Origin of the sequence: Moraxella catarrhalis (genome assembly GCF_001656295.1) — a bacterium.
In the GTDB taxonomy this organism is placed as follows: domain Bacteria; phylum Pseudomonadota; class Gammaproteobacteria; order Pseudomonadales; family Moraxellaceae; genus Moraxella; species Moraxella veridica.
In genome coordinates, this window is the sequence record NZ_LXHE01000022.1 from 63,960 (window position 1) to 90,488 (window position 26,529).

General features: G+C 45.0%; 26 protein-coding genes and 2 tRNA genes. 16 read left to right on the plus strand and 12 right to left on the minus strand.

Going from position 1 to position 26,529, the window contains the following annotated elements:
• Positions 1-111: 111 nt before the first annotated feature.
• Complete coding sequence (locus AO382_RS09020) at positions 112-1,116, minus strand: HlyD family efflux transporter periplasmic adaptor subunit (RefSeq protein WP_064620368.1); 1,005 nt, start codon at positions 1,114-1,116, stop codon at positions 112-114.
• A 306-nt stretch (positions 1,117-1,422) separates the two neighbouring features.
• Between AO382_RS09020 and AO382_RS09025 the strand changes: the two genes are divergently transcribed.
• The gene (locus tag AO382_RS09025) at positions 1,423-1,938 is read left to right on the plus strand and encodes a cytochrome b (protein ID WP_064620470.1); all 516 of its coding nucleotides are present in this window, start codon (positions 1,423-1,425) and stop codon (positions 1,936-1,938) included.
• Positions 1,939-1,985: 47 nt separating this feature from the next.
• Here AO382_RS09025 and AO382_RS09030 read toward each other — a convergent pair whose 3' ends face one another.
• The 6 genes from AO382_RS09030 to AO382_RS09055 form a co-directional block, all read right to left on the minus strand.
• Positions 1,986-2,939 (minus strand): ribose-phosphate pyrophosphokinase, encoded by a 954-nt coding sequence (locus AO382_RS09030; protein ID WP_064620371.1) that lies wholly within the window; start codon positions 2,937-2,939, stop codon positions 1,986-1,988.
• A gap of 200 nt (positions 2,940-3,139) precedes the next feature.
• Positions 3,140-3,215, minus strand: a tRNA-Gln gene (locus AO382_RS09035).
• Positions 3,216-3,312: 97 nt separating this feature from the next.
• Positions 3,313-3,388, minus strand: a tRNA-Gln gene (locus AO382_RS09040).
• 99 nt (positions 3,389-3,487) lie between these two features.
• The gene (ispE, locus tag AO382_RS09045) at positions 3,488-4,360 is read right to left on the minus strand and encodes a 4-(cytidine 5'-diphospho)-2-C-methyl-D-erythritol kinase (RefSeq protein WP_064620374.1); all 873 of its coding nucleotides are present in this window, start codon (positions 4,358-4,360) and stop codon (positions 3,488-3,490) included.
• Positions 4,361-4,363: 3 nt separating this feature from the next.
• A complete protein-coding gene (locus AO382_RS09050; RefSeq protein WP_064620376.1) occupies positions 4,364-4,936 on the minus strand; it encodes an outer membrane lipoprotein LolB in 573 nt (190 codons plus the stop codon).
• 28 nt (positions 4,937-4,964) lie between these two features.
• On the minus strand, positions 4,965-6,956 hold the full coding sequence (locus AO382_RS09055) for a tetratricopeptide repeat protein (protein WP_064620472.1): 1,992 nt from the start codon (positions 6,954-6,956) through the stop codon (positions 4,965-4,967).
• Positions 6,957-7,286: 330 nt separating this feature from the next.
• On the opposite strand from AO382_RS09055, the gene hemA reads away from it, so the two are divergent.
• A complete protein-coding gene (hemA, locus tag AO382_RS09060; RefSeq protein WP_064620379.1) occupies positions 7,287-8,630 on the plus strand; it encodes a glutamyl-tRNA reductase in 1,344 nt (447 codons plus the stop codon).
• Between the two features lie 98 nt (positions 8,631-8,728).
• Here the strand turns inward: hemA and AO382_RS09065 are convergent, their stop codons facing one another.
• A complete protein-coding gene (locus AO382_RS09065; protein WP_064620382.1) occupies positions 8,729-10,390 on the minus strand; it encodes an electron transfer flavoprotein-ubiquinone oxidoreductase in 1,662 nt (553 codons plus the stop codon).
• A 370-nt stretch (positions 10,391-10,760) separates the two neighbouring features.
• On the opposite strand from AO382_RS09065, the gene AO382_RS09070 reads away from it, so the two are divergent.
• The 5 genes from AO382_RS09070 to AO382_RS09085 all read left to right on the plus strand — a co-directional run bounded on the left by AO382_RS09070 (position 10,761) and on the right by AO382_RS09085 (position 14,306).
• The gene (locus tag AO382_RS09070; RefSeq protein ID WP_064620385.1) at positions 10,761-11,396 is read left to right on the plus strand and encodes a DUF1285 domain-containing protein; all 636 of its coding nucleotides are present in this window, start codon (positions 10,761-10,763) and stop codon (positions 11,394-11,396) included.
• Between the two features lie 58 nt (positions 11,397-11,454).
• Positions 11,455-12,312, plus strand: coding sequence for a glutamate racemase (gene murI / locus AO382_RS09075; protein WP_064620387.1), 858 nt, complete (start codon positions 11,455-11,457; stop codon positions 12,310-12,312).
• Positions 12,313-12,475: 163 nt separating this feature from the next.
• On the plus strand, positions 12,476-12,637 hold the full coding sequence (locus AO382_RS11500; RefSeq protein WP_162270581.1) for a zinc ribbon domain-containing protein: 162 nt from the start codon (positions 12,476-12,478) through the stop codon (positions 12,635-12,637).
• Between the two features lie 8 nt (positions 12,638-12,645).
• Positions 12,646-13,812: a hemolysin gene (locus tag AO382_RS11125; RefSeq protein WP_227513673.1), complete on the plus strand. Its 1,167-nt coding sequence runs from the start codon at positions 12,646-12,648 to the stop codon at positions 13,810-13,812.
• 308 nt (positions 13,813-14,120) lie between these two features.
• Positions 14,121-14,306, plus strand: a complete 186-nt coding sequence (locus tag AO382_RS09085; protein WP_227513674.1) for a hypothetical protein — start codon at positions 14,121-14,123, stop codon at positions 14,304-14,306.
• A gap of 72 nt (positions 14,307-14,378) precedes the next feature.
• On the opposite strand, the gene AO382_RS09090 is transcribed toward AO382_RS09085, so the two are convergent.
• The gene (locus tag AO382_RS09090; RefSeq protein WP_064620390.1) at positions 14,379-15,803 is read right to left on the minus strand and encodes a lytic murein transglycosylase; all 1,425 of its coding nucleotides are present in this window, start codon (positions 15,801-15,803) and stop codon (positions 14,379-14,381) included.
• A 100-nt stretch (positions 15,804-15,903) separates the two neighbouring features.
• On the minus strand, positions 15,904-16,437 hold the full coding sequence (msrA, locus tag AO382_RS09095) for a peptide-methionine (S)-S-oxide reductase MsrA (protein ID WP_064620393.1): 534 nt from the start codon (positions 16,435-16,437) through the stop codon (positions 15,904-15,906).
• Positions 16,438-16,490: 53 nt separating this feature from the next.
• Here msrA and cmoA point away from each other — a divergent pair, with 53 nt between their 5' ends.
• The 3 genes from cmoA to AO382_RS09110 all read left to right on the plus strand — a co-directional run bounded on the left by cmoA (position 16,491) and on the right by AO382_RS09110 (position 19,363).
• Positions 16,491-17,252 carry a carboxy-S-adenosyl-L-methionine synthase CmoA gene (gene cmoA / locus AO382_RS09100; RefSeq protein WP_064611505.1) on the plus strand — a complete coding sequence of 254 codons (762 nt, stop codon included), beginning with the start codon at positions 16,491-16,493 and terminating at the stop codon, positions 17,250-17,252.
• 70 nt (positions 17,253-17,322) lie between these two features.
• The gene (gene cmoB / locus AO382_RS09105) at positions 17,323-18,360 is read left to right on the plus strand and encodes a tRNA 5-methoxyuridine(34)/uridine 5-oxyacetic acid(34) synthase CmoB (protein ID WP_064620478.1); all 1,038 of its coding nucleotides are present in this window, start codon (positions 17,323-17,325) and stop codon (positions 18,358-18,360) included.
• Between the two features lie 85 nt (positions 18,361-18,445).
• Complete coding sequence (locus AO382_RS09110) at positions 18,446-19,363, plus strand: DUF808 domain-containing protein (protein WP_064620396.1); 918 nt, start codon at positions 18,446-18,448, stop codon at positions 19,361-19,363.
• Between the two features lie 94 nt (positions 19,364-19,457).
• Here AO382_RS09110 and AO382_RS09115 read toward each other — a convergent pair whose 3' ends face one another.
• On the minus strand, positions 19,458-20,180 hold the full coding sequence (locus AO382_RS09115) for an SPOR domain-containing protein (RefSeq protein ID WP_064620399.1): 723 nt from the start codon (positions 20,178-20,180) through the stop codon (positions 19,458-19,460).
• A gap of 213 nt (positions 20,181-20,393) precedes the next feature.
• Here AO382_RS09115 and AO382_RS09120 point away from each other — a divergent pair, with 213 nt between their 5' ends.
• The 4 genes from AO382_RS09120 (at position 20,394) to AO382_RS09135 (ending at position 24,018) form a co-directional block, all read left to right on the plus strand.
• On the plus strand, positions 20,394-20,630 hold the full coding sequence (locus AO382_RS09120; protein ID WP_003656342.1) for a DUF2788 domain-containing protein: 237 nt from the start codon (positions 20,394-20,396) through the stop codon (positions 20,628-20,630).
• A 72-nt stretch (positions 20,631-20,702) separates the two neighbouring features.
• The gene (locus tag AO382_RS09125) at positions 20,703-21,020 is read left to right on the plus strand and encodes a hypothetical protein (protein ID WP_064620402.1); all 318 of its coding nucleotides are present in this window, start codon (positions 20,703-20,705) and stop codon (positions 21,018-21,020) included.
• A 255-nt stretch (positions 21,021-21,275) separates the two neighbouring features.
• A complete protein-coding gene (locus AO382_RS09130) occupies positions 21,276-22,400 on the plus strand; it encodes an aminotransferase class V-fold PLP-dependent enzyme (protein ID WP_064620405.1) in 1,125 nt (374 codons plus the stop codon).
• Between the two features lie 112 nt (positions 22,401-22,512).
• Positions 22,513-24,018 carry an aminoacyl-histidine dipeptidase gene (locus AO382_RS09135; RefSeq protein ID WP_064620408.1) on the plus strand — a complete coding sequence of 502 codons (1,506 nt, stop codon included), beginning with the start codon at positions 22,513-22,515 and terminating at the stop codon, positions 24,016-24,018.
• Positions 24,019-24,098: 80 nt separating this feature from the next.
• Here the strand turns inward: AO382_RS09135 and AO382_RS09140 are convergent, their stop codons facing one another.
• Positions 24,099-24,836, minus strand: a complete 738-nt coding sequence (locus tag AO382_RS09140; RefSeq protein WP_064620411.1) for a dienelactone hydrolase family protein — start codon at positions 24,834-24,836, stop codon at positions 24,099-24,101.
• A gap of 186 nt (positions 24,837-25,022) precedes the next feature.
• Between AO382_RS09140 and AO382_RS09145 the strand changes: the two genes are divergently transcribed.
• Together AO382_RS09145 and AO382_RS09150 are read left to right on the plus strand one after the other, a co-directional pair.
• Positions 25,023-25,487, plus strand: a complete 465-nt coding sequence (locus AO382_RS09145) for a YcgN family cysteine cluster protein (protein ID WP_064620413.1) — start codon at positions 25,023-25,025, stop codon at positions 25,485-25,487.
• Positions 25,488-25,646: 159 nt separating this feature from the next.
• Positions 25,647-26,516: a CBS domain-containing protein gene (locus tag AO382_RS09150; protein WP_064611514.1), complete on the plus strand. Its 870-nt coding sequence runs from the start codon at positions 25,647-25,649 to the stop codon at positions 26,514-26,516.
• Positions 26,517-26,529: the final 13 nt, after the last annotated feature.

A 26,529-nucleotide genomic window follows, 5' to 3' on the forward strand; every position in this document is an offset into this window, starting at 1 on the left:
TGTAGCCAAATTGCATAAAAATTGGTCAATTTTCTCAATTTTAGCAAACAATTTCAAAAATGTGTAACATTTATCTGGCTGTATGGATGCCAACATCTTACGCTTAGGTGCCTAGCGGACAGTCACTTGCTTATCGTGTGCTTCCTTGGGCAGCGTCGCTGTGGTCACAAGGCTGTCTTCGGTGATGCCTTGTACCAAAAACTGCTCAGTCTTGGGGTGGTATTCCAAAATTTTAACAGGTGATAAAGACAGCCGATGATCTTGTTTTACTACCCAAACATAGCCATCAATCGGCGCATCTGGCTTATGCGGCGGCTCATCAAACCCATCTAAAGCTAAGATGTTCAACTGGCGATCATAAACAGCCCTGCGAGGCATCATCACCCCAACTTGGATTTGTCCATAATCAATGTGCCCAACCACGCGCCGCCCAAGCAGGTCTTTGGGCTTTTCATCAGGATTTGGTTTGATGATGACGTGCGCTTCGATCAGTTGGGGGTTTTGCTCATTGACATTGACTTGGCTAATCTGTCCGACATGAGCCACGCCATCAATCCCAAAAGTCACCGCATCACCCAACTTAATATAATCCATCAGTGCCGAAGACAGATGACTGATGAATTTTAATTGAGAGATATCATAGATCTCGACCAAAGGCGTCTTGGCATCGTAGTGCTCATCTGCGTGGGCAAAGATGGTATGAATCATCCCATCAAATGGCGCATGTAGGGCAGTGATTTCGCTGGGCGAGGATTCTAAATGGGTCAAATAGCTGAGCAGTACATCGTCTTTAGAGACATCATCGCCTGCATTCACAAAAATATGCTCAACTGTCGCAGCGGTATCAAGACTTAACGATGCGTGATTGGCTGGGATGATTTTGCCATCAAAGGCAAAACTTGGCTGATATTTGGACATCTTGACGGTCATTATACTGTCTTTATCAAGCGTGATGCCATCATCCGCAGCTTTGACGGCAGGGGGATTTGGGCGGTCGTCACTACAGGCGCTCACCGCCACACCCATCGTCAATGCAGCGATGAGACTTAGGGTAGTAAAGGGGCTTTTTAGGCGTATTTTTGGGGGTTTGGTTGACTGATCTTTATGAGCGGTCATGCCGATCCTTATCCGAGTTAGCGTATTGTGTGCACCCATCTTAGCATGATTTTTGATGAGGGTGATAGCAATTCCTTCAATCAATCAAAGCAAAACTCTCAGCAGGTACGGATACAAAATATCAACAGTTGCAGAATATTAGCTTGAAGATATTTTGATAAAATGGAATTATTTTTAAGTTTTATAAAATTAACTTTTATTGATTAAGTCTTTCAATCAAGCCTTATAGTTGGTTTATGTTTAACTGCTTATTAAATGACTAACCAAAAATGGCTTGAATTATTCAATTATTGGGGTGTACTAACCATGACTCAGATGACCTCTGCTGATGCGATAAAATACAATTTGGCGGCACGCATTTTTCATTGGATTGGCGCGCTATTGATCGTGCTGGCTTGGTTTTTGATTGAGCAAGGCGAGGATTATCTTAGCTTGCATAAATCCATTGGGGTGAGCTTTTTGATTTGGACGCTTCTTCGTATTGTCAATCGGGTGTTGACCAAAGATCCTGCGCCACTGCCAGTATCAAAAATCCACACCATCACGGCAAATGTCGTTCATCTTGCCTTATATGCCGCGATGATTGTGATGCCTTTGACGGCGTTTTTGGCATCCATGTATGGCGGCTACGGCATCAATATTTTTGGCGTGATGAATATTTCTGGCTTTGAGACGACCAACGATGAGCTGGCAGGTCGGCTAATGGATTGGCATACTGATCTTGTGTGGCCGATATTGCTTGCTTTGGTGGCGGCGCATATCATTGGGGCGCTGTACCATCAATTTATCTTAAAAGATAATATTTTATCGCGTATGCGTTAAAAAAATTCCGCCACTATTTGGCGGAATTTTTATGAGTAACAAATGGATCAAACGTCATACTCAAACATGGCGCTGATCGATTCTTCGTTATTGATGCGGCGCAATGATTCAGCAATCATAGATGCGATGCTCACTTGGCGAATATTCGCGCAAGCCGCCGCTTCTTCAGATAATGGAATGGTGTCAGTCACCACCAGCTCGTCCAAGGCAGAATTTTGGATATTTTCGATCGCTTTTCCTGATAAGACAGGATGGGTGATATAGCCAACCACACGGCGTGCACCATGGTCTTTGAGTGCTTGAGCAGCTTTGCATAGTGTGCCTGCAGTATCCACGATATCATCAACAATGACGCAGTCACGACCAGAGACATCACCAATAATATGCATCACTTGCGATTCGTTAGCGCGAGCACGTCGCTTATCAATGATGGCAAGGTCAGCTTCGCCAAGCAGCTTCGCCATGGCACGAGCACGCACCACGCCACCAACGTCTGGTGAAACGACCATCAAGTTTTCATAGTTTTGTTGCTTAAGATCACGCAATAGCACAGGCGTGCCGTATAGGTTATCGACAGGCACGTCAAAAAAGCCTTGAATTTGATCGGCATGCAAATCAACCATCATAATACGGTCAATACCAGCAATCGACAGCATATCAGCGACCACCTTGGCAGAGATAGGTACACGAGCTGAACGAGGGCGACGATCTTGGCGAGCATAGCCAAAATAAGGAATCACGGCTGTGATACGGCTAGCACTTGAGCGACGCAGTGCATCTGCCAACAAAATAACTTCCATCAAATGATCGTTGGTAGGCGCACAGGTTGGCTGCAGAATGAATACATCTTTACCTCGAACATTTTCTTTGATTTCAACAGCGATTTCGCCATCAGAAAAACGATTGATGTCTGCCTTACCCAAAGGAATGTGCAGATTATCGGCAACGGTTTGGGCAAGTTTAGGGTTGGCACTACCTGAAAAGACAGCCATATATGACATGGTAAAAATCCTATAAAAGCGAATCGAAAGCTAACATAACCAATTGAGATTATATTTTAGCATTTTTGAACCATAATTTGCAGGGGGCATGGGGATTTTTGAAAAGTTTTTATAAGATTTTGTCGGTTTTTGATAAAAAACCTTGGTTAAACTGAATAAAAAAATTGGGTCAATCACAAATGACTGACCCAATTTAGATATGGCAGAGGTAGCTGGACTCGAACCAACGAATGTCAGGATCAAAACCTGATGCCTTACCAACTTGGCGATACCCCTGTAGGTACTGATTAAATCATCAGTAAAAGAACCATTTGATCGGATTCTTTGGTTCGGTGCGATGACCGAGTGTCTTATGCAATGCATCGGACAAAAATGGCAGAGGTAGCTGGACTCGAACCAACGAATGTCAGGATCAAAACCTGATGCCTTACCAACTTGGCGATACCCCTGTATAGGGCAAAAATTATACCAAATTTTAAAATGAATGCAACCATTTTTGCATAATTTGTCTTAAAATTTATGCAACTCATTGAAAATTATATAATTTTTTAATATAAATTTTGTGCAATGACCGTGGGGCATGGTGCAGCAGCTTGCCAGTGTTTGAGCATTGCGTCATCTATGTTGTCAGGAATGGGCAAAAATACCGTGCTACCAGTACCTGTTAAGCGTGCGGTCGTGCCAGTGGATATTTGTAGTGATTTTAGATATTGAAGTGCCAAGGCAACGGCGGGCGAGTGCATGACGGCAATCGGCTCAAAGACATTAACAAATGCATCGGTCATGGTATTGCCATAGTCATCATAGAGATTGCCAATATTTGGTATGGGCGAGCAGTTTTTTTGTAAGTCAGGATGTGCAAAAAACTGAGCTGTGGACAGATGTGCCTGAGGAAATAAGAGCAAATAACGCGCCGAGGGCAGCTTAAGCGGTGTTAAAATCTCACCGATGCCACAGACAATTGCATCTTGTTGGTGAAAGTGGCTAAAAATAAAAAATGGTACATCTGCACCAAGCTGTTTGGCAAAATCAATCAACGCTTGAAGTGATAAATCAAGCGACCACAGCTGATTGAGTGCGATGAGCGTCGTAGCACAGTTGCTTGAACCGCCGCCTAAGCCTGCACCTGTTGGGATATGTTTTTGTAAATCAATCATCAAAGGCTTGGCTTGGTTTGGAAAGTGTTTGGCAAGTAAGGTGATGGCTTTAACGATCAAATTTTGATCAAGCTTTTCGGTCAACCCTTCGGCACCTGTCAGCGTGATTAAAGGCTTTTTTGTATCCGTCAGATCAAAGCTCAACCAATCACCAAAATCCAGCGTACGAAAGACGCTTTGTAGGTCGTGGTAGCCGTCGGGACGCTTGCCAATGATATGCAAAAATAAATTAATTTTTGCTGGAGAAAAAATCTTTAACGCCATGTGTTATTGATGCACCATGGTCATGGTGACGCTGTGCTGATCGGTATGCGTGATACGCAGGCGCGAGGGCAGAGAGCTTTTATCATAATCAAACTGGGCACGCCATGCGCCATTAGCAGCATGTACCAGTCGACCCGAGCCATCATAGTCAGCGACGCTATCATCAGGGGCGCTGCGTCCCAAGATCCAGTGTGGTAGCTGAGAGATCGGCGCTTGCCAACCTGTAGCGGTCAACAAAAGCGCTTCTGGCGTGTCGGCAGTCATCGTGCCTGTGCGTTCACTGTCCAAGGCGGCAGTTGTCCCGTTATAGCGGATTTGGGTTGCGCCAATACCGAGCGCACCTGTCAAATCAATGCTGAATCGATTGTCCTCTTGCGCCCAAGCATAAAAGGCGCTGCCTGCTTGCCTGCCTTCGGGGGTGGTGGTAACCACGCCGATTTTGCCTGTAATCGCAAATTTAAGAGGGGTGTCCGCAGTAGGCAGGGTGGTGGGCGTTTGGGTGCTTGGTTGTATGTTGGTACAAGCACTTAATAAAAGTACGGATACGCTCAAAGCAGCAAATGCAATTTTTTTCACAATCTGTCTCCTAGATGCTTAAGAGTTTTTAATAAATTTGGCTATCGTCAGCAATGGCACTAGAGTTGGCAAAACGAGACTGTAAGTCAGCCAAAAGATTTGCTACTGCTTCATTATTACCAAGCCCTTGATAAGCTCGAAGCAGCGTAATACCAACATTAAGATTGGGCATCACTTCATAAGGTGCTTGCAGATAATCAATGACTGCTTCATAATTTTGTGCAGCCAATGCGTGATTACCAAGAACAAGCAGAGCATCCAACTGAAGCTGGCTGTCATACTCTGGATCATCAAAGCTGATATTGCTAATCTCTGAGGCGGTATTGAGTGCATCATCATCATTGGCGTTTTGGCTCAAGCGAAGTTTGGCATCTGCCAAGCGATAGCGAGGATTGTATTCATCAATCTCAAGCAGTCGATTGATAGCTTGGCGCTTATCTTGTGGCTCAAGTTCATTTTCGAGCAATTGAAAACTGGCATACAACAAGCGGTCATCATCAGGATATTCACGGTTTGCGACCGTCAGCAGGTCTTTGGCTTTTTGTTGATTATTTTGACGCAAATAAATCTCAGCTTGGAGGATATAGCTGTCGGTGGCGTAATTTTCAAATTCATCACGCAGGCGAATCAGTGTTTTGATGGCATCAGTCGTGTTATTATCCGCCAAATAAAAACCAACAACTTTATTGGTGGCATCAAGCACATGTTCATAATGATGTACTTTTTCAAAGTTTTCTCGTGCTTGTTGGGGATTGCCTAGGCGTTCATAGCCAATACCGATATAATAATGTGCTTGACTTGCTATCTGTGTATTCTTAGTCAAAGGTTTAAGTATCTCAATGGCATCGGCATAACGACCGCTGTCAAGTCCAACCAGTCCTGCCAAGAGTATAATGTCCTTATCTTGAGTATTTTTGATAGCTTGTGTCAAAAGTTGCCAAGCTTGACTAAGGTCACCCACTTCAATCAGATGCCGAGCTTCGTACAAATAAAGTTCTTTTTCTTTGGGCAGTTGTTTGCGTGCTTGATGTAGATAGCTCCAAAGTTCATCCAGCTGATTGGCAGCACGCAAGATATCTAATTTTAGGGTAATAAACGCCAAATTGTTTGGCTCAATGCTTAAGGCTTGATTGACATGCAGGCGTGCCGCTTGATAATCCGCCAATCCCATCAAGATCCCCGCTCTAAGTACAGAGATGGATGCATTATTTTCACCAAGACCCTGTAAAGCGTATAATAAAGCTCGCTTATCTTCTCGTTTGGGTGGTATGATACCAGTCAAGATTTGCCCTAAATCTGAGCGTGGATCGTAGTGTAAGATGGTTGATATCATTGCGGCGGCTTGGTTGTATTCACCCGCTTTTAGTGCTAAGTGGGTCACATAAAACCAAGCAGGAATATGGTCAGGATTGCGATCTTGCCAAGCGGTGGCAAATGCCAACGACTGAGCAGGCGCTTCATACTCAATCGATAAAGACAAAGCCCGCTCAAACACATTGGTGGCATTTTGTTTAAAGGATTCTGCCTTATAAATATTCAAAGCCCGCTCAATATCACCACGATCAGCGGCAAATTCAGCATCCATCAGCGCATATAAATCAGGCGTATTCAGCACAGGCTCTATGTCTTCAGCGATCAGCGTATCCCCCAACAAAATCTCAGGAATGCTGGCATCTGGCAGCGATACATCTTCTTGATGTGTGATCAGGGACGCTTCTTCGCCTATATCAGCCATGTCAGGGGGCGTCTGAGTGATATTATCTAAAGACTCTTCAGGTTCTGCCTCGGCTTTTGGTACTTTTTTATAAAATGGCAATAAAATGCGTAATAAAGGATCAAAGATATTGGCGTGCGTCGGTAGAGCGGTGGCTACCATCAAGCCTGTGAGTATTGAAGCGGTCAGAATGGACTTGGATACTTTTAAGGTTTTGACAGAATTTTTGGGTGCAGGTGTACCTTGATGTGCCGATTTTGAGACATCGTGTGAGTGATACCGCCGTTTACGCCCAAGCCAATTCATAACCTGCCAAACACCTCCTGAAGGTGAGATGATTAAATAACCTAAATTTAAAGGTGCAATACGCTCTATTATAAAAGTATTTTTGATAAGTGCAAACAAAACCGTCAAAATAACCAAAACGAAATGGCATGAAATTGTGTAAATCGACGATCACGCCTTTATTTTCCCGATCTTTTCATCAAAGAGCGTCATTAACAACTTATATAAAAGACTGAAATTTAAAATATTCAATAAAATAAACTTGTAATTTATTGGCGGTGATGGCATCAAAGCTGTTATAATAGTGAATTTTTAAATTATAGCAACAGCTTGGGCTGTTTGGTCATTTGTATGAAATTAGCTGTCATCGGAGTCAATCATAAGACTGCCCCCGTTTCACTGCGGGAGCGGCTTTCGTTTGGCTCGGATATGCCTCAGGCAATCGGGCAGTTATCGACATTGGCAAATGGCTGCACCATCGTTTCAACCTGTAATCGCAGCGAGCTTTATGTTGGCATCAGTGATGATGTGGGCGGTCAGCACGAGTCTCAAGACGAGCAATCAGGCGGTCTGACATCTGCTAAGCTTCAGGTGATTGGCGAATGGTTGGCAGAATTCAAGGGCGTGTCATTTGATGAGATCGCCCCTTATTTGTACACTTATGAAGACTCACGCGCACTTAATCATTGGCTGAGAGTGGCGGCAGGTCTGGACTCAATGATTCTTGGCGAGCCGCAGATTTTGGGTCAGATTCGTCAGGCGGTGGCACTGTCTCGAGAGTATGGCGGTGTGGACAGCGATTTTGGGTGGCTGACGCAGCAGGTGTTTGCTGCGGCGCGGACGGTGCGCCGTGACACCAAAGTCGGCCAGCAAGCGGTGACCTTGGGATTTGCAACTGCTCGTCTTGCTACGCAGATTTTTGATACGCCAAGTAAATTGACCTTTTTATTGGTGGCGGCAGGCGAGATGAATCGCTTGGTGGCACATAATGTCGCTGCCTTAGGCGTCAAAAAAATCATCATCTGCAACCGAAGTCCTGACAGAGCTCAAGCGCTGTCTGATGAGCTGTCTGAGATGGCTAAGCAAGCGGGGCGCACTCTTGAGATTGAGCTTGCAGGTCTGGATAGACTGGGCGAGGTGTTGCCACAGGCGGACATCGTCAGCAGCTGCAGTGGGAGCATGCAGGCGCTCATCGATACCGCTATGGTCAAGCAGGCGCTCAAGATACGCCGCCATCAGCCGATGCTGCTTGTGGATTTGGCAGTGCCAAGAGATATTGAGCCTTCGGTTGGACAGATGGATAATATCTACCTGTATTCGGTGGATGATCTGCAGCATGTCATCGCAGGTAATATCGCTGAGCGTAAGCAAGCGGCGGTTGAAGCGGAGCTTTTGGTGGGTCAGCTGGTGGCAGACATCGAAGCGCAGATGCAGGCACAGGTTGCCCGTACGCACATCCGAGATTATCGTCAAATGGCCGAAGCACGCACTCAAGCCTTGCTCAGTCAGGCGATGGCGCAGATTGATCAAGGTGAGGATGCCAAAGCGGTACTGAGCGAATTTTCTCATGCGCTCAGTCAAACCCTCATGCACAGCCCCTCAAGACTGATTCGTCAAATTGCCAAAACGTCTGATGCAGATACTCTAGATTCCATCTCTCATGAGCTGATCCACAGCTATCGTAAGCCAGTCTAACTGTTTTATCAATACATGATGTTGGCTTAGTCATGTCCCCAAATAAAAAAGTGCTTCATGATGTGATGAAGCGCTTTTTGGTCTTTTATGTATTGAGATTACATATTTGGATAGTTAGGACCGCCACCGCCCTCAGGGGTCACCCAGGTGATATTTTGCGACGGATCTTTGATGTCGCAAGTCTTACAATGGACGCAGTTTTGGCTATTAATCACAAATTTAGGTGCCTCACCTTCTTTTTGGACGATCTCATAGACGCCTGCTGGGCAATAGCGCTGCGCTGGCTCAGCATAAAGCGGTAAGTTGACCGAAACAGGCACCGTTGGATCTGTCAGGCGCAGATGGTTTGGCTGGTCTTCGGCGTGGTTTGTATTTGAGATAAACACGCTTGATAACTTGTCAAAAGTCAGCTTGCCATCAGGCTTTGGATAATCAGGCTTGTAGGCATGATCGGCCTTATCAAGCGTTGAGTAATCTGGGGTGTTGTCATGAATGGTCAATGGCATTTTGCCGCCAAATAAGTTTTGCTCAATAAAAGTAAACGCACCGCCCATCCAAGTGCCCATGCGATGCAATGATGGCGAGAAGTTGCGAGCTTGATAAGCATCTTCAAACAGCCAAGAGTTCTCAAAAGCAGATTGGTATTCGGTTGCCTCATCAGCGCTGCGCCCTGCTTGAATGGCATTAAAGATGCTTTCGGCAGCGAGCATACCTGATTTCATAGAGGTGTGGGTGCCTTTGATCTTAGCAGGGTTTAGAAAGCCTGCATCATCGCCCACCAGTACACCGCCAGCAAAAGTCAATTTTGGTAAGCTGTTTAGACCGCCTTTAGTTAGGGCTCGTGCGCCATATGACAGACGCTTACCGCCTTCTAAGATCGGGCGAATGATTGGGTGCAGCTTAAGACGCTGAAGCTCATCAAATGGTGAGACATGTGGATTATGGTAAGACAAATCAACCACTAAGCCAAAGCTGATTTGATTGTCTTCAGCAAAATACAGCCACCAGCCGCCTGTAGTACCAGTTTCTGACAGTGGCCAGCCTGAGCCATGCATGATGACGCCTTGCTCATGCTTATCGGCATCAATTTCCCAAAGCTCTTTGAGACCGATGCCATAGTGCTGCGGATCTTTGTCTTTGTCCAAATGAAAACGGCTGATCAGACGCTTGCCAAGATGTCCACGGCAGCCTTCGGCAAAGATGGTGTATTTGGCAAGCAGCTCATAGCCAGGCTCAAAGCTGTTTTTTGGTTCGCCTTGAGCGTTCAGACCCATATCGCCTGTCACCACACCGCGTACCGAGCCATCTTCATGATACAAAACATCGCTTGCTGCAAAGCTTGGGAACATCATCACCTCCAAGCTTTCTGCCTGTTCGGCAAGCCAGCGAACCACATTACCAAGCGATACGATATAGTTGCCATCATTGTGCATGCTGCTTGGTACAACTGAGCTAGGTAAGGTGACGCTGCCTTTTTCGCTAGTAAGCATATATACGCGGTCTTCTTTGGCTTCTACTGTGATCGGTGCGCCGCGCTCTTTCCAGTCAGGAATCAGCTCATCAAGCGCGCGCGTTTCCATCACGGCGCCTGATAGGGTGTGTGCTCCAAATTCTGAGCCTTTTTCGATGACGCAGACAGTAAACTCATCCATCCCAGCAGCGATCGCCAATTGGCGTAAGCGGATTGCAGCGGATAGACCTGCAGGTCCACCGCCGACGATCACGACATCAAATTCCATAGATTCACGTTCGATTTGCATGAAGTATCCTTAAAAAAATAGGTCAAATATCAAAAACGGGCGAGCAGTAAAAGCAGCTGGCAAATCAGGCGGCAAAATTCTTGCCAAAACATTTCAACAGTGTCTATTGTAGCAATCTTCGCTAATTAGGCAAGTTTTTTTGAAAGGTTTGTATTGACCAATTTGAAGTAAAAGACCGCTAATATCCCAAAAAATTTGAGAAATCTTCGTAAAATGGCTTTAATTGTTATCAACGCCTTGTATAAAAACTCCTTGCAATTCCCCCTAAAAAACGCCATGATAAGCTAAATTGGTAAAATAATTGATCAAAAAATCAGGCTAATTTTTTGATCATTTGGCATGGTTTTGGTCAAATAACAGGGAGAGCATCATGGCAAATATAGATGATATTAATAATAAAAACAAAGACTTATCCAATTCACTGATCCAAGATCTTAAAGCCATCCAAACCAAGGAAGCAGGCGAGGGCGGCAAGATACGCAAAATTCCACCGCTGCAAAAGTGGCAGCCCACACGAACGTCGCCCCTGAATATCGAAATCCGCGATAATGGCGAGTGGTGGCATGAAGGCGAGAAAGTGACTCGTCAGTCACTTGTGGATCTGTTCGCCAGTGTGCTGTGGGTGGAGTGGCATGATGGTCAAGCCATTCATTATCTCAAAACTCCGACCGATAAGTATCAAATCCATGTGACCGATGCCCCATTATTTATCAATCAAGTCACCCAAGTGACGGATGCTGATGGTGAGTGGATAGAATTTGGTACGACAAATGGCGATGTGATTCGCTTGGATGAGGATCATCCGTTGTATTTTAAGCAGTTTGGTGAAGAAGAGAGAGTGTATATCGACACGCGCTTTGGGCTGACCGCACGCTTGATGAATAATGCCATGTATCATTTGATCCAAATGGGTGAGCTTGGCCAAATCCAAGAAAATGGGCAGAACAAAACCGTGCTAAAACTGAGCAGTGGTGGTAAAATCTATCAGATTGAACAGCACGGTTAGGCTTACTTGGTGCTTTTAAAAGCGTCTTTGATGAGCCTAAAGTTATAAGGCTTGCAACATGATACATCCGCATTTTGATTCAATAAATTCCCCAAAATCTGCACCCATTGGCATTTTTGATTCTGGGGTTGGTGGCTTATCGGTGTATCGGCATCTGTCAGAACTTATGCCCAAAGAGCGATATGTGTACTATGCAGACACCCAAAATCTGCCTTATGGCAATAAGTCAGGTGATGAGATCTTATTTTTGACTCTGCAGGCGGTGGATTGGCTGTGTCGTCAAGGCTGTAAGCTGATTGTCATCGCATGTAACAGTGCTTCGGCGTATTCATTGACAACGCTTCGTACTCGTTGCCGTATTCCCATTGTGGGCTTGGTACCTGCAGTCAAGCCTGCTTGTGAGATGAGTCAAACACGCCAAATTGCTTTACTGGCAACGCAAGCGACGCTTCAAGGGCAATTGCTTGCCCAAGTCATTCATGAGGTGGCAACATCCAAAGGTATCACAGTACATAAGCACTTTGAGCCAATGCTTGTGCCGTGGGTCGAGTCGGGGATGCCAATCGATCATCATGTCGCCGATCTTTTGATCAAACAAACCCAAGCATGGTATCAGCAGGGCGTGGATATGCTTGTTTTGGGTTGCACGCATTATCCGTTTTTTCGGCAATTTTTGCAAGATTGGATTGATGAACAACACATTGCGATGACCTTGCTTGATTCAGGTGCTGCCATCGCCCAAAGAGTCAAGTCTTTGCTTGAGTTTTTTGGGGTGAGTGCTGATGGCGAGGTGCTTGATGAGCCGCTCAAATTCTATGCATCTAGCTTGGCAGGTGATGTGCCTGCCACCGCGCGCAGACTCTCACAGGTGCCAATCAGCTTTGTTGATAGCGACTTTTTGCCCATCAATGTTTAAGTCAGGCTTTTGATTGAAGCTTTATTCCCCTCGCCATAAACCTGAGACTTCAGGTGGTCAATATAAAGTAGCTTAAGTAATAATGCTTACGCACAGATTCTTTGTTTGCAGAAGTCAGTGAATCCTTTATAGCCCAAATATAACCCAAGCTTGTTTATATTATTTGAGTATATCAAATAATAGTCTGAAAGGTGGAGTATGTCTTGAGATAAGGGTATGGGTTTGCACTGCTTGTAACACCACACATGATCGTGATGTCAATACACCAAAGAACATACTCCACATCGGAGGTGATATGCTCGCTGGAGAAATCCCGTTGCTTTAGGGAGAGGGGTGCATCGCGCTTATGGTGTTAAACCATTAGATATCAATGATGCAGCCTTTATGAGTAATATTGCTCACAAGCTTGCTGCAGGCTTAACAGGCTGCGTTTCAGCTGCCGCTAAAAAACAAGACTGTGAAGCAGGTGCTGTGGGTAGTATCATCGGTGAGATGGTTGGGGATTGGTTAGTAACAGGAGAGTTAAGACAGCGATTTGAATCAGGTGAGATAAAACCAGGCTCAGATGACTACAATAAAGTATTAAACACCGCTCGCCTTACCGCAGGTACGATCGCCCTACTGTATGACTTTGATGTGGATACAGCAGCTAATGAAGCTTTAGTGGCGGTTCAAAATAATGCTTTCGTAAAATCTTATGACATAAAAAACTTTTATCTGCATTATAATACATTTTGCTCCTCTGGATCTTTAGCAGCTTGCGATGCAATCATACATCAATGGAAATATGTCAGCTATGAACATGCTGGCATGACTTCTCAGGAAATAGCAGCATGGGAAAATAGCGTTACACAAATTATTGAGCATTATAATCATCAGTGTAAAGATAATACCTGTCGTAATCATTTGAGATCTCAAAAATATCGATATATGATTGAACATGCGGGTACTCCTGAGTATTTGTATCAATTGGAAAGCTCGCTTATTACTTATATTCATGGACCAATGGCTGCTGTAACTGCTGCAGGCCATCAAATTGCAGGTTCTGTTGTAGAAGCTTATAATGCGGTTTCGAGACAGTCGGTTAGAGGTGGTAGTCGAACGCAAGTAAATAATTCAGCGAAAACTCACAAAAATAGCGAGGTTGCTACAGTCGGCACTCCCACCATTCGTAATTATCAAGGAGTATCTCAAGACACCAAAAACAAAATAAATGATATTATTCGTTCTGGCAAGGATGCATCAGATCAAAGTCTTACCAATATTAATTTGCCACCAAGCAGGTATTCTGTCGCTGATTTTCAGACAATTTCGGAAAATGTGCAAGTTGCAACCCGAACAGCAAAAGACGGCTCCAAAATTCAAACTGTTATTTTGTCAGATGGTTCAAAAGTGCAACTTCGTACAGTGTCCAAAAGCAATCCAGATGGAACAACGATCGATTTTATCTCACCTGGTAAAAAATCACCCACATTAAAAATTCGTTATCCAACAAGGTAAATGATTATGTCAAACCAAGAGATTCATACACCATTCTTTGATCGAGATTTTGATGAAACTAAGTCACCGTTTAATCCAAAAGATCAATCGCTCAAATTCTTTATGACTTTTTAAAAGCTTGTCACTGGGATAATCACGGTGAGTTATTTATTGGGGTAAGTTATAACAGGTTAAAGATTACTTACGGTGATTATTTTATATGAAGATTCATGAAAAATGTGCTCGCTAGATTTGCAATTGTGATGAAAATTTGGTGTAATGATATTAAGAATTTAATGACTAAATCCACCACCAAAATGGAGCTTGTGATGACAACCGATACCAAAAAAAGTACTTTGCGTGAAAAAATTGAACAATTCGATCAATTAAGCGATACCATGCATGATGCCGAGAAAAAACGCACGCTAGAAGAGCAGGTGGAGTATCTTAAAGGTCAAGGGATTGATCCTTCAAAATCCTATGCCAAATGGGATGATGATAAAGAAGAAGAGTGATTTTTAATTGACTTTTCGCATCAAAGTAAAAACTTAATAAAAGCCCAAGATTATCTTGGGCTTTTATTTGGATTACTCAACCAATATCCATGATGAACTGCCGTCGGCATTGATGATACGCCGATAGGTTGTCCCTGTGTTGGATGGTGTGGTTGCAGGTTTTATCGTCACCGTCCCTACCGCACTAGCAGCTGGTGTGCTGATGGTTGGCTGCACTGGCTGATACTGAGGTGCAGGCATGGTGATAGATTGAACCGGTGTTTGGGCGGGCTGAATAGAAGCAGTGTGACCGGTGATCAATCGGTGAAACTTTTGCCCTGCGCGACCATCAGGCGTGACGCCAACTTTCCGCTGATAATCCATGATCGCTCGGCGCGTATTATCGCCGATGATGCCATCGACCGCACCGATGTCATAGCCGGCATTGATGAGCGCTTGCTGAATCTCTTTGGATTCGCGGCGACCGATACCAGGGTCATCTGTTGGCCAAGGTGTGGCAAAGTTGGTATTGGTATTTTCATCACGCACAAGATCAGACAGCTGGGCAATGGCTAACGCATAGCTTTCTGAAGCATTATAAGAATAAAAAGTATCAAAGTTCTTACCCACTAAGAATGCAGGACCCTGCCTACCAGCGGGCAGTAGTAAACCTGCTGATGCCATATTATTTGGGATAGGTTGCCCATTTGGCAAGGTGATGCCTTGAGCGTGCCAGTGGTTGATCGATTGCTTATTGCGGCGACCGCTTGAGCCATTATAGCCATTAAGACGCACTTCATAGCCCCAAGGTTCGCCTAGGCGATAGCCTCGTTTCACCAAGAAATTGGCAGTACTTGCCAATGCATCGGCTTTTGAGTTGACCAAATCTTTACGCCCATCACCATCAAAATCCACCGCAAGCTCCAAAAAGGTGCTCGGCATAAACTGTGTCTGACCAAATGCTCCCGCCCAAGAACCTGTCATATCCTCAGGGCGAATATCACCATTTTGGACAATTTTTAGTGCATTGGCATATTCACCACGAAAATAACTTTGGCGACGATCAAAACAAGATAAAGTCGCTAGACTGTCAAATAAATTTTTTTTACCCAGCGTCTGACCAAAATTACTCTCAACGCCCCATACCCCCAGCACATGCTCAGGCTTGACGCCATAGCGGCTCTCAATGCGGCGTAGTACATCTGCTTGCTCATACTTGGCACGAATACCATCTTGGACACGCTCACTGTCTACCAAAGACGCCAAATAATCCCAAACATCTTTTTTAAATTCAGGCTGATAATTGAGCGAGCGAATGACGCTAGGATCAGGCTGCGATGGGCGATATTTTTCAAATGTCGCCCCAGAGACACTCCGAAAGGTACTACTGTTTTTTAAAGTGCTAAGACACTGCTGAAATTCGCTGTTGCTAAGGTTGGCAGAATCATTGGAAAATGCCGTTTGTGATAGCATGATACCAGCCATAGCCAGTACTAGGGCGGATGTGTGTAATTTCATAATATTCCTTAAAGTGTTTTGATGAATACTGTGCATCTTATAACCAAGCCAACTGCCTTATCTTTTGATGTATCTTGTATCCCAAAAACACCGCCAAATGTTATGTATTTTGATTGTCTTTTAATAAATGTGCAAAATTTGTACGCAACTTGGCAAGCTTGGGCGGAATGGCAAAATTGCAATAGGCTTGCGTGGGGTTATTGGCATAGTAATTTTGGTGATAGTCCTCAGCGGGGTAAAATGTTGGTGCAGGCTCAAGTTTTGTGACCACATTTACGCCTTCTGAGCGTAATGATTCAATCATCGCTTTAGCCACTTTGGCTTGCTCATCATCGGTATAAAAAATCACTGATGCGTACTGCGTGCCAATGTCATTACCTTGACGGTTGAGCGTTGTTGGATCGTGCGTGGCAAAAAATACCGACAAAATCGCATCAGTACCAAGTATTGAATCATCATAGCTCACTTCAATGACCTCAACATGACCCGTCTCACCTGTACAGACAGCCTGATAATTTGCTGTATCACCTGCACCGCCAGCATAACCACTGACGACAGAGTTGATGCCTTTTAATGAATCAAATACCGACTCGGTGCACCAAAAGCAGCCACCGCCTAATAAAATAGTTTTCATATTTTTATCCTAATCAATGCTATAATAACACCTTTTTAAGTCTATCATAAGTCATGCCAAATACCAACCACGATACTTTATTTACCACACCGCTTGATAAGTCGGCTCGCTTTAGTTTTGATGAAGAAGTGGTGGCGTGTTTTCCTGATATGATTCGCCGTAGTGTGCCAGGCTATGGGCAAGTGCTTGCGATGCTACCGATTTTGGCACGCCGCCATTGTTTGTTGCGTCAAGTTGGTGATCGTGGAGCGCGTGTGAGCCGTGTCTATGACTTAGGAACATCACTTGGGGCGGTGAGCTTTGCTTTGGCGGATAAATTTGCTCCTGATGAGCTTGAGATTCATGCCATCGATATCTCAGCACCAATGATTGAGCGGGCCAAATCGGTCGTGGGTGAGCATTATCCTGATCATGATATTCGCTTTTGGTTGGATGATGTTTGTCAAGTGGATTTGTTGCCCTGTGATTTGATTATTATTAATCTAACCTTACAATTTTTACCACCAGATCAGCGATTGTTATTACTCCAAAAATGCCATCACGCTTTGGCAGAAGGTGGTATTTTGATTTTGACCGAAAAAACTCACCTAACTGATGAACAAGACGATGCGTGGCGAGTGGAGCGGTATTATGATTTTAAGCGTGCCAATGGCTACAGTGATATGGAGATCAGCGGTAAGCGTAACGCACTTGAAAATGTGCTCATCACCGACACGCTGCCCAAGCACCATGAACGCTTGGCACAGGCAGGTTTTGAGCGTAGCTTGACTTGGTTTATGTTTTTAAATTTTGCGTCCATTGTGGCTTTTAAATGATGATAAGTTAATCACCAGCTGCCAAGTTTTTAGTACCAAATTTTGCCCAATGATGAAGACCGATGACCTTATGAATACAATCACTCGTGCCGAAAAAGACCTTTATCAAACCCTATTTGACCTAGCTCAGCATCATCCGATGGCGTATAAATGGCTCAAATTATTACCAGATTGGTTAGCTGGCATTAAAAATAAAGATCGCTATGCACATGCCCCATATTATGAATCAATCATTGATAAGCTGCCTGATGTTACGCCTAATGAAATTAATCTAAATGCCGCTTGTATTACTTCACAGATTGACTTTACTCACAGCGATTATCGCTGTAGTGAAGCTTTGTTAAAAAATCTCATGCCATGGCGAAAAGGTGGATTTAAATTTGGGCAAGGCGATCGGCTAATCCATATTGATACAGAATGGCGTAGCGATTTAAAATGGGACAGAATATTGCCATACATTGGCGACTTGACTGGTAAGCGAGTGTTGGATGTTGGCGGAGGTTCGGGTTATCATGGTTTTCGTATGGTTGGGGCGGGTGCTAGTACGGTGATTGTTATCGATCCGTCTTGCTTATTTTACCATCAGTTTATGGCGACTCGACACTTTCTTGGTAACATAAAAAACCATTATGAGCAGTCGCCCATTCATTTCATTCCTGTGGGGTTAGAGGAGCTGCCCCAAGATAAAAATCAGTCAGGATTATTTCACAGTGTTTTTTGTATGGGTGTATTATATCACCGAGCATCACCATTTGATTGTTTATTACAATTAAAAAATCAGCTGACAAAAGGCGGTGAGCTGATACTTGAGACTTTGGTGGTGGACGGTGATGAAAATACGGTACTTGTTCCCAAAAATCGCTATGCAATGATGAATAATGTGTATTTTTTACCCTCAGTATCTGCCTTACAGCTGTGGCTAGACAAAATAGGCTTTGCTCAGGTTCGCTGTGTTGATATTAATATCACAACCAATGATGAACAGCGAACCACTGAGTGGATGACTTATCATTCTTTAGATGATTTTTTGGATACCAAAGATCCTTCAAAAACTGCCGAGGGATATCCCAGACCTAAGCGTGCGGTGCTGATCGCCAAAAAACCATAATAAATAAGTCTGACTGAAGTATAATATCATAATACTGGCTAATCGCTTGACATGATTTGTGAGGCATTTAAAAGAAGGTGAAACTATGGCAGGTGGTAGTTTATTAATGCTGCTTGATGACATCGCAGCGATACTTGATGATGTCTCGGTAATGACGAAGGTGGCAGCCAAAAAAACCGCAGGCGTTTTAGGCGATGATTTGGCACTAAATGCTCAGCAGGTTACTGGCGTGCGTGCTGACCGAGAGTTGGCTGTGGTGTGGGGGGTTGCTAAAGGATCATTGATTAATAAACTGATTTTGGTGCCTGCTGCATTACTTATCAGTGCCATTGCAGCTTGGCTAATCACACCTTTATTGATGCTTGGTGGTGCTTTTTTGTGCTATGAAGGTGCTGAAAAGGTAGTTCATAAATTTGCCCCCAATCTGTTGCCACACGAGATGGATGATGAAATGGCACATACCAAAAGACTCAAAGCCAATGCTGATGAAAGTATCGATTTGGTCGCCTTTGAAAAAGATAAAATTCGTGGTGCTGTTCGGACGGATTTTATTTTATCCGCTGAGATTGTGGTGATTTCACTGGGTGTGATGACGGCAGCAACCTTTATGACAAAAGCGGCAGCATTGTCTGCCATTGCTATTGTGATGACCATTGGGGTGTATGGCTTGGTTGCCTTAATTGTCAAACTCGATGATATGGGTATTTATTTGGTTAATCAGCCCTCGGCATACCGCCAAGCGATGGGTCGTAGCATTTTGGCATTTGCCCCAAAGCTTATGAAATTTTTATCCTTTGCTGGCACGCTTGCCATGTTCTTGGTCGGTGGCGGGATTTTGGTGCATGGTGTTGGTATCTTACATCATCAAGCTCAAGATTTGGCGGCGTTATCGGGTATTTTTGGTGGTCTGACCGAAGCTTTATATAATGGTGTGGCAGGTTTGATTGCAGGTTTGATGATTTTGGCGGGTGTGATCGGTGTTAAAAAATTCATAAAACAATAGCCAAATTTATTTAACCTAAGCTATCAATAAAAAGTGTTCAATCAATATGGACGCTTTTTATTTTGGCATGATAAAATGATGATCGTTATTTGGGTTATTTGGGAGTAGGACGCTGTTCGATAAGCAAAGCGTCAATACCATTATTACGCAGGCGTACACTGGCGGCAGAGGCTTCTTTTTGAGTCATGGGCGTTGAGATAACTTGATACACATAGCCATTTTTTGCATCTTGGCGCACCACGATGGCATCCACGCCTGCCATGAGTACCTCAGCGCGCTTTAGGTCGGCATCTTCGGCTTTTTCATAGCTTTTGATTTGTAGGATGTATTGGCTTTGGCGATTAGATGGTGCTGTTTCGCCCGTTTGGGTAGGGTCATTGGTGGTCAAAGGATTACTGGGTTCATCATCAGCGGTATTTTCTTCGACGATTGAAATGCTCGCTGGCTGGCTGGTATCCGCTTTTGCGCTGTGATTGATGACCACATCGGTCGATGGCTTGGGCAAGATATTATCTTCTCGGTCTTGGATACTAACACCCTCAGGGATACTTTGAAATTTTTGTTCGGGCAGAACTTCATAAAATTCAAATTCAATGTCAGGCTCATTGGCGGTGATAGGCTCAACCGTCGCTTCAGGCTCAGGATCTACTCTTTGACCAAAACCATCAAATAAAGGCGACACATACAAAAAAACCGCCAGCATTGCTGCTACCAATAGCCCCACGACAATCCAAAGCAAGCTACTTAAACCTAAGCTTTGGTTATGCACTTCATCTTTATAGACGGCAGAAGGCTGTTTTTGGGGTTTTTGAGCCATAAGAATATCCTGTATGGTTTTTATGCAAAAATTAGGGTAGTAATCAAATACCAAATTAAGGTGAGCGTTTCATTTGGTGAGCGTTAATCAGCCCAAGCAACGGCTATTTTAGCAAATTTTTATAAAAATATCGTGCTTATTCTTGCCTGATGGTTGGTAGTTGGGATAAATATTGTTATAATGTGCGGATAAATAATCATAAAGGTGCTTGGTATGTCTGCAATGGCGACGCTGTTTTTGGTATCGGCTGAGACGATTACCACATTGGGTCTGTATGTTTTATTGCCTATTTTCATTGGGTTTTTAATTTTTATTATGTGGGATATCTCAAAAAAATCAGATGCTGGCCGAGCGGGAACTTTTTGGATTTTTGTCGCTTTGGGCATGGGTTTTTTTGGTTTTCTTGCCAAACTTGTGATTGAATTTGTGCTTGGAAAATGGGTATTGTAACTTAATTTGAGCATTTTAAAAGTTAGCGGTTGACTTGATAGTTTAAACAGTCTTTAATTTTGGAGTAAGGGTATGAAAATTTTTGCAGTAACTGCCTTAGCATTTGTCACTTTGATGTTAACCGCTTGCGGTCACGGTCATGAAAAAGTACATGCCGTTGACCGTGTTGAAGAAGCACAAGCAGCCGCTTTGGCTAATGCTCCAAAAGCTGAAGAAGTGGTGTTTGAGGATGAAGGTGCGCCTACCATGACTACCGAGACAGCCGCAGCGGACACAAGCGCTGATGCTGCCGCCCAAGAGCCAGTAGCTCAAGAGGACGCCCAAGTGGCAGATGCCGAAGCGGCTGCAGAACCTGTTCAAGCGCCTGCCGAAGCTCAAACCACCAACTGATTTGATGCCTTTTGGTCAAATGTGAGTTTGATTGAAATTAGGCAGTTTGGATGAGTGATAAAACCTTGGCTGATAAAAGCCAAGGTTTTTTGTTTATAAAGGCAGTTTGGGTATTTAAATAAAGCGACGGCTTAAGTACTTACTTAGGTGCTTAGAAGATCAAAAGACCTGCCTTAAATCAGCGGAAGTGGCTTGATTTTTTGAGTTTTGCTTGATACATTAGTGGCTACTGATCGCATAAATAAGGAAATGATTATGTCAGCACTTAGAAAAGATATTGACCCTGAAGGATTATTGGAGTTTTCTGTTGTTTATACTGATCGTGCGCTGAACCACATGTCGGCGCAGTTTCAGCAGGTGATGAAGGATTTGTCTTTTGAGTTAAAGTCACTATTTCAAGCCGATGCGGTCGCCATCGTGCCAGGTTCGGGCACGGCAGGCATGGAAGCGGTTGCACGAGCTTTGGCGGCTGGTCAAGATACTGTGATCGTCAGAAATGGATGGTTTAGCTACCGCTGGACGCAGATACTAGAAGCGATTGGCGTTGCTAAATCTAGCCATGTATTTAAGGCGCATATCCAAGAGGGTGAAAATGGGTTTGTGCCTGCCGATATTGACGAGGTCACCGCCTATATCAAAGCACACCGCCCAGGCATCGTGTTCGCCCCTCATGTTGAAACCGCCTCTGGCATGATGCTGTCAGATGAGTATATTCGTGCACTTGCTGAGGCGACGCATTCGGTCGGTGGGCTGCTTGTCATTGACTGTATTGCTTCTGGGTGCATCTGGCTTGACATGAAGGCGCTGGGCATTGATGTGCTTTTATCAGCACCTCAAAAGGGTCTGTCAAGCACGCCGTGTGCCGGCTTGGTGATGCTGTCGGAGGCTGCCAAAGAGGCTGTTTTGGCAAGCACACCATCAAGCTTTTCTTTGGATCTAAAAGCATGGTTAAATATCATGAGTGCTTACGAAAATGGCGGACATGCGTATCATGCCACCATGCCAACCGATGGTCTAAAGCAGCTGCGTGATACTTTGCTTGAAGCAAAACAGATCGGCTATGACACCCTAAAACAAGCCCAAATCACCCTTGGTCAAGAGATTTTGGCGGTGCTAAATGCCAAAGGCGTCCAAAGTGTCGCCGACCCCTCCGCCCAAGCTTATGGCGTGATCGTTTGCCATGCTTCAAGTGATGAGATTCATAAAGGCGCCGCCTTTGCCAAAGTGGGCGTCCAAATCGCTGCTGGCACACCGCTTCAGGTTGATGAGCCAAGCGATTATAAAAGCTTCCGCATTGGCTTGTTTGGGCTTGATAAATTGACCGATGTTAAAGGGACGGTTGAGCGCTTTAAGGGTGCAGCTGATCAAGTGTTCGTATAATCCAAATCATCATAAAACAGGCTATGTGCTTGATGCCTAGCCTGTTTTTGTTTTTGGTAGTTTGGATGATTTGAATGTGATTTTTTGATATTTGTAATGGTAAGGAAATAAGATGACTTTTAGTTTGGCGGCTTATGAAGATAACTTAAATGTTGTCAAAGATTTTGATCCCATGCTGTTGTGGCGCTGGTTTAGTCGCATCAGTGCGACACCGCATCCAAGCTTTTATGAAGAAGCTTTGGTGGCTGATATCATCGAGTGGGCGACGGCGCGTGGGCTGTCTGCTCGCCGAGATGGCATTGGGAATGTCATCATCAAAAAACCAGCAACCAAAGGCTACGAAGACCGTGAGCCGATCGCTTTGCAGGCGCACTTAGATATGGTGCCTCAAGCCAATGAAGGTACGCTGCATGACTTTGCCACAGATCCGATTCGCCTTCGTCTTCGTCCTGATGATGATGCATGGCTGATGGCGACAGGCACGACTTTGGGTGCGGATAATGGCATTGGTATGGCAAGCTGTCTTGCAGTCCTTGAAGGTGATTCACTGGCGCATCCTGAGCTTGAGGTACTACTGACGATGACCGAAGAGACGGGCATGGTTGGGGTAGTTGGTCTAAAAGCCAATGAGATGACCTCGAAAATCATGGTCAATACCGACACCGAAGAAATCGGTGAGGTGTATATTGGCTGTGCGGGCGGTATCGATGCGGATCTTAGCCTGCCACTGACATGGCAAGAAAATCCCTTTGATGCTGCGCTAAGCTTAACCATCAAAGGACTGCGAGGGGGACATTCAGGACTGGATATCGATAAAAACCGCGGCAATGCCATCAAGCTGATGGCAAGAGTGTTGGCTAAGCTGTTGGGTCAGTTCGATGGACAATTTGCCATCAGCCACATCAAAGGTGGCACGCTAAGAAATGCCATTCCACGTGAAGCCCAAGTCGTGATCAGCTGCCCTCAGTCGTCCTTGTTGGTGCTGACAGACGCCATCAATCACGCCACCGCTCAAATCTTTGAAGAGTTTAAGCAAGCAGAGCCAAACCTTATAGCGATCATTGAGACTGCTAAGCCTGACCAAAAGGCGCTGACTTGGGCGTCATCTTGTCAAGCCATTCATCTCATCAATGCGCTGCCTAGCGGTGTGGTGCGACAAAGCGATCTTGCCAAAGACACGGTGGAGACGTCATTGTCCTTTGGGCAGCTTAAGATGGATGATGATGCGCTTAAGTGTGTGCTACTTATCCGCTCTTTGGTTGATTCAGGCAAAGATGCGGTCTGCGATACGCTCTCAAGCATTGCGCATCTGTCAGGGGCGCAAATCGCGTTTGCTGGTGGTTATGTGGGCTGGAATCCAGATACCAATTCGGTGATCACGCCGATCACTACCCAGCTTTATGCCCAGATCTTGGGTCATCAGCCTGATATTAAGGTTATCCACGCAGGGCTTGAGTGTGGCTTGATTAAGCAAAGCCATCCTGATATGGACATCGTCTCAATCGGTCCAACCATCAAAAATGCTCACTCGCCTGATGAGATGGTGCACATTGAGTCGGTGGCGGTGTATTGGCGACTTTTGACTGAGATTTTGGCAAATGCGCCGCTCAAGCGCTAAATCCATCGTTAATTCATAAAACCATCTGCTTGATCTTAAGCAGATGGTTTTATTTTTGTGATTATGCTAAGGCATCGCGTTTATAAGGTATCATTCATAAAAGCGATCATTTTTGCCCAGCTGTCTTTGGCGGCTTGTGGATGGTAGCCCAAATCAACGCCGTTTTCACGAGCTCGCTCATCGGCGTGTGGGTTACTAAAGCCATGTTTTGCGCCTTCGTAGATATCGATTTGGTAGTCAACCTCGGCTGCCTCAAGCTCTTTTTTAAGACCGTCAATCGCCTCCATTGAGACCATAGAGTCAGCTTTGCCATGCGCAACCAAGACTTTGGCGACGAACTTTTGTTTGGTGGCAGGCGTGATGGGCGCAGGATTACCATGGAAGGTCGCTACCGCTTTTAGGGGCAAGCCAAGTCGTGCCATGTCTAAGGCAATTTTACCGCCAAAGCAAAACCCTGCGATGCCGATACGCTCTTTATCCACTTCACTAAGATTAGCCACATCGTGATAGATGGCCTGGCAGCGATTCATCAGCTCATCAGAATGCTCAAGCATTTGAGTCATCCATTCATTGGCTTGATGTGCGTCTGTGGTCATTTTACCCTCACCATAGACATCCATTGCTACCGCGACAAACCCCTCAGCTGCCAAGCGCTCAGCAACTGTTTTTGGGTGTTCGACAACGCCCCACCATTCAGGCGCTACCAAAACTGTCCGCGCCTTGCCTGTTTTGGCGGTATTCTGTGGTAGGGCAATGTAGCTGAGTAATGGCGTGCCATCGGGTGCGATGGTGGTGAGCGTGCGAGTCGTTATTGTCATAAAAATATCCTTATTGGTTTGGTGGTATCACAAAAACGCCCCAAAGCTGCATCATTTTGCCACTTCTAGAACGGCGTTTGGTTTGTTTAACTTAACAAGCTGCCTTCGTCAAGTCAAGGTTTTTATGCCAATTTTCTCAAATTTTACGGTACAATAAAGTCAACTTTATGAAAATATGATGATGTCATGATTAGTGATGAGATGCGACCTAGATTTTGGGAAAATTATTGTCTTGATGAGCTGACGGATGCAGAGTGGGAGGCGCTGTGCGACGGGTGCGGCGCGTGCTGTTTGGTGAAATTTCTTGATGTTGACGATGCCAAATACACAGAGTACACCGATGTGGCGTGCCAACTTTTGAATACCAAAACGGGGCATTGCCAAAACTATGCAGAACGGCAGCGTTTTGTGCCTGACTGTATCCGTCTAACGGCGCAGATGATGCCTCAGATGCTTTGGCTGCCGCGCCACTGTGCCTATAAGCGACTTTATCTTGGTCAAGGATTGCCAGCTTGGCATCGACTACTTAAAGGCACTCAAAACCATGGCGCAGGGTTTGCTAAGGTGTCTGTTGCAGGTCGCTGCGTCAGTGAGCTTGGAATGAGCGATGCAGACATCGAAAGGCGAGTGGTTAAATGGGTTAAGCCTTAACATCGTTGAAAGAAAAAAATTGGCAAGTTTGATAAAATTGGTGAATGTCTGTAATTTTGTCAAAAGCACTTGAATAAAACCTGATGATACGCTAAATTGTAGCAAGGCAATCAATGCGCCATGATTTTAATGATAACACGAGGTTAAATTATACCGTCTATGTCTGATGACAATTCGAGCGGCTGGTCTATGCGCGGGCTTAAGCGCTGGCTGTCCACCGCACCCGAAACGCGAGACGATTTGTTAAAACTGGTTCAAGACTCTCGCCAGTTTTTGGAGCCGGATACGGTGGATATGCTTGAGGGGGTGCTTGATTTGCCAGCAACCCAAGTGCGTGAGATTATGACGCCGCGCCCTCAGGTTCATGCTGTGGCAAGTGACGATGATTTATCCGACATCTTGTCGGTAGTCTTAGAGACTGAGCACTCTCGCTATCCTGTGCTTGACAGTTTGGATGATAATGCCGTGGTCGGGATTTTGCTGATTAAGGACTTGATACCATACCTAAAAGCCAAAGCCGACGGTAAAGAGCAGCCGCTCAAACTGGCTGATATTGTGCGAAAGCCGCTATATATCAGTGAGACCGCACGCTCAGACACTTTGTTGCGCTCTCTACAAAAAGCCCAAGTGCATATGGCGATCGTGGTGGATGAATTTGGGTCGGTGTCGGGCGTGGTGACGATGGAGGACTTATTAGAGGAGATTGTCGGAGATATCGTTGATGAGCATGATGATATTGATGAAGACAGCGACATTAATAACATTATCCCGCATCCTGACAAGCCAGGTATTTGGCTTGTGCAGGCATCTACTTTGATCAGTGATTGTAATGAGATTTTGGGCAGTCATTTTGATGACGCTGATGTTGATACCATGGGCGGACTTGTGATGCAGGCGCTTGGGTTTGTCAGCCACCTTCAGGGGGCGGTAGTGCAGATTGATGATTGGCAAATCACGGTGGTTGATGTTGAGGCGCGATTTATCCATTTGCTGGAGCTGGTGCTCATACCGCAGGTGGAGAATGCTTAAAAAACGGAAGTTG

Coding starts and splice junctions, on each gene's coding strand:
- AO382_RS09030 (WP_064620371.1), bottom strand. CDS start 2,939: ATGTCATATATGGCTGTCTTTTCAGGTAGTGCCAACCCTAAACTTGCC.
- AO382_RS09130 (WP_064620405.1), top strand. CDS start 21,276: ATGTCAGCACTTAGAAAAGATATTGACCCTGAAGGATTATTGGAGTTT.
- AO382_RS09090 (WP_064620390.1), bottom strand. CDS start 15,803: ATGAAATTACACACATCCGCCCTAGTACTGGCTATGGCTGGTATCATG.
- ispE (WP_064620374.1), bottom strand. CDS start 4,360: ATGGCGTTAAAGATTTTTTCTCCAGCAAAAATTAATTTATTTTTGCAT.
- AO382_RS09140 (WP_064620411.1), bottom strand. CDS start 24,836: ATGACAATAACGACTCGCACGCTCACCACCATCGCACCCGATGGCACG.
- AO382_RS09025 (WP_064620470.1), top strand. CDS start 1,423: ATGACTCAGATGACCTCTGCTGATGCGATAAAATACAATTTGGCGGCA.
- AO382_RS09145 (WP_064620413.1), top strand. CDS start 25,023: ATGATTAGTGATGAGATGCGACCTAGATTTTGGGAAAATTATTGTCTT.
- murI (WP_064620387.1), top strand. CDS start 11,455: ATGATACATCCGCATTTTGATTCAATAAATTCCCCAAAATCTGCACCC.
- cmoB (WP_064620478.1), top strand. CDS start 17,323: ATGAATACAATCACTCGTGCCGAAAAAGACCTTTATCAAACCCTATTT.
- cmoA (WP_064611505.1), top strand. CDS start 16,491: ATGCCAAATACCAACCACGATACTTTATTTACCACACCGCTTGATAAG.
- AO382_RS09150 (WP_064611514.1), top strand. CDS start 25,647: ATGTCTGATGACAATTCGAGCGGCTGGTCTATGCGCGGGCTTAAGCGC.
- AO382_RS09120 (WP_003656342.1), top strand. CDS start 20,394: ATGTCTGCAATGGCGACGCTGTTTTTGGTATCGGCTGAGACGATTACC.
- AO382_RS09020 (WP_064620368.1), bottom strand. CDS start 1,116: ATGACCGCTCATAAAGATCAGTCAACCAAACCCCCAAAAATACGCCTA.
- AO382_RS09065 (WP_064620382.1), bottom strand. CDS start 10,390: ATGCAAATCGAACGTGAATCTATGGAATTTGATGTCGTGATCGTCGGC.
- AO382_RS09135 (WP_064620408.1), top strand. CDS start 22,513: ATGACTTTTAGTTTGGCGGCTTATGAAGATAACTTAAATGTTGTCAAA.
- AO382_RS09125 (WP_064620402.1), top strand. CDS start 20,703: ATGAAAATTTTTGCAGTAACTGCCTTAGCATTTGTCACTTTGATGTTA.
- AO382_RS09070 (WP_064620385.1), top strand. CDS start 10,761: ATGGCAAATATAGATGATATTAATAATAAAAACAAAGACTTATCCAAT.
- hemA (WP_064620379.1), top strand. CDS start 7,287: ATGAAATTAGCTGTCATCGGAGTCAATCATAAGACTGCCCCCGTTTCA.
- msrA (WP_064620393.1), bottom strand. CDS start 16,437: ATGAAAACTATTTTATTAGGCGGTGGCTGCTTTTGGTGCACCGAGTCG.
- AO382_RS09085 (WP_227513674.1), top strand. CDS start 14,121: ATGACAACCGATACCAAAAAAAGTACTTTGCGTGAAAAAATTGAACAA.
- AO382_RS09115 (WP_064620399.1), bottom strand. CDS start 20,180: ATGGCTCAAAAACCCCAAAAACAGCCTTCTGCCGTCTATAAAGATGAA.
- AO382_RS09110 (WP_064620396.1), top strand. CDS start 18,446: ATGGCAGGTGGTAGTTTATTAATGCTGCTTGATGACATCGCAGCGATA.
- AO382_RS09055 (WP_064620472.1), bottom strand. CDS start 6,956: ATGAATTGGCTTGGGCGTAAACGGCGGTATCACTCACACGATGTCTCA.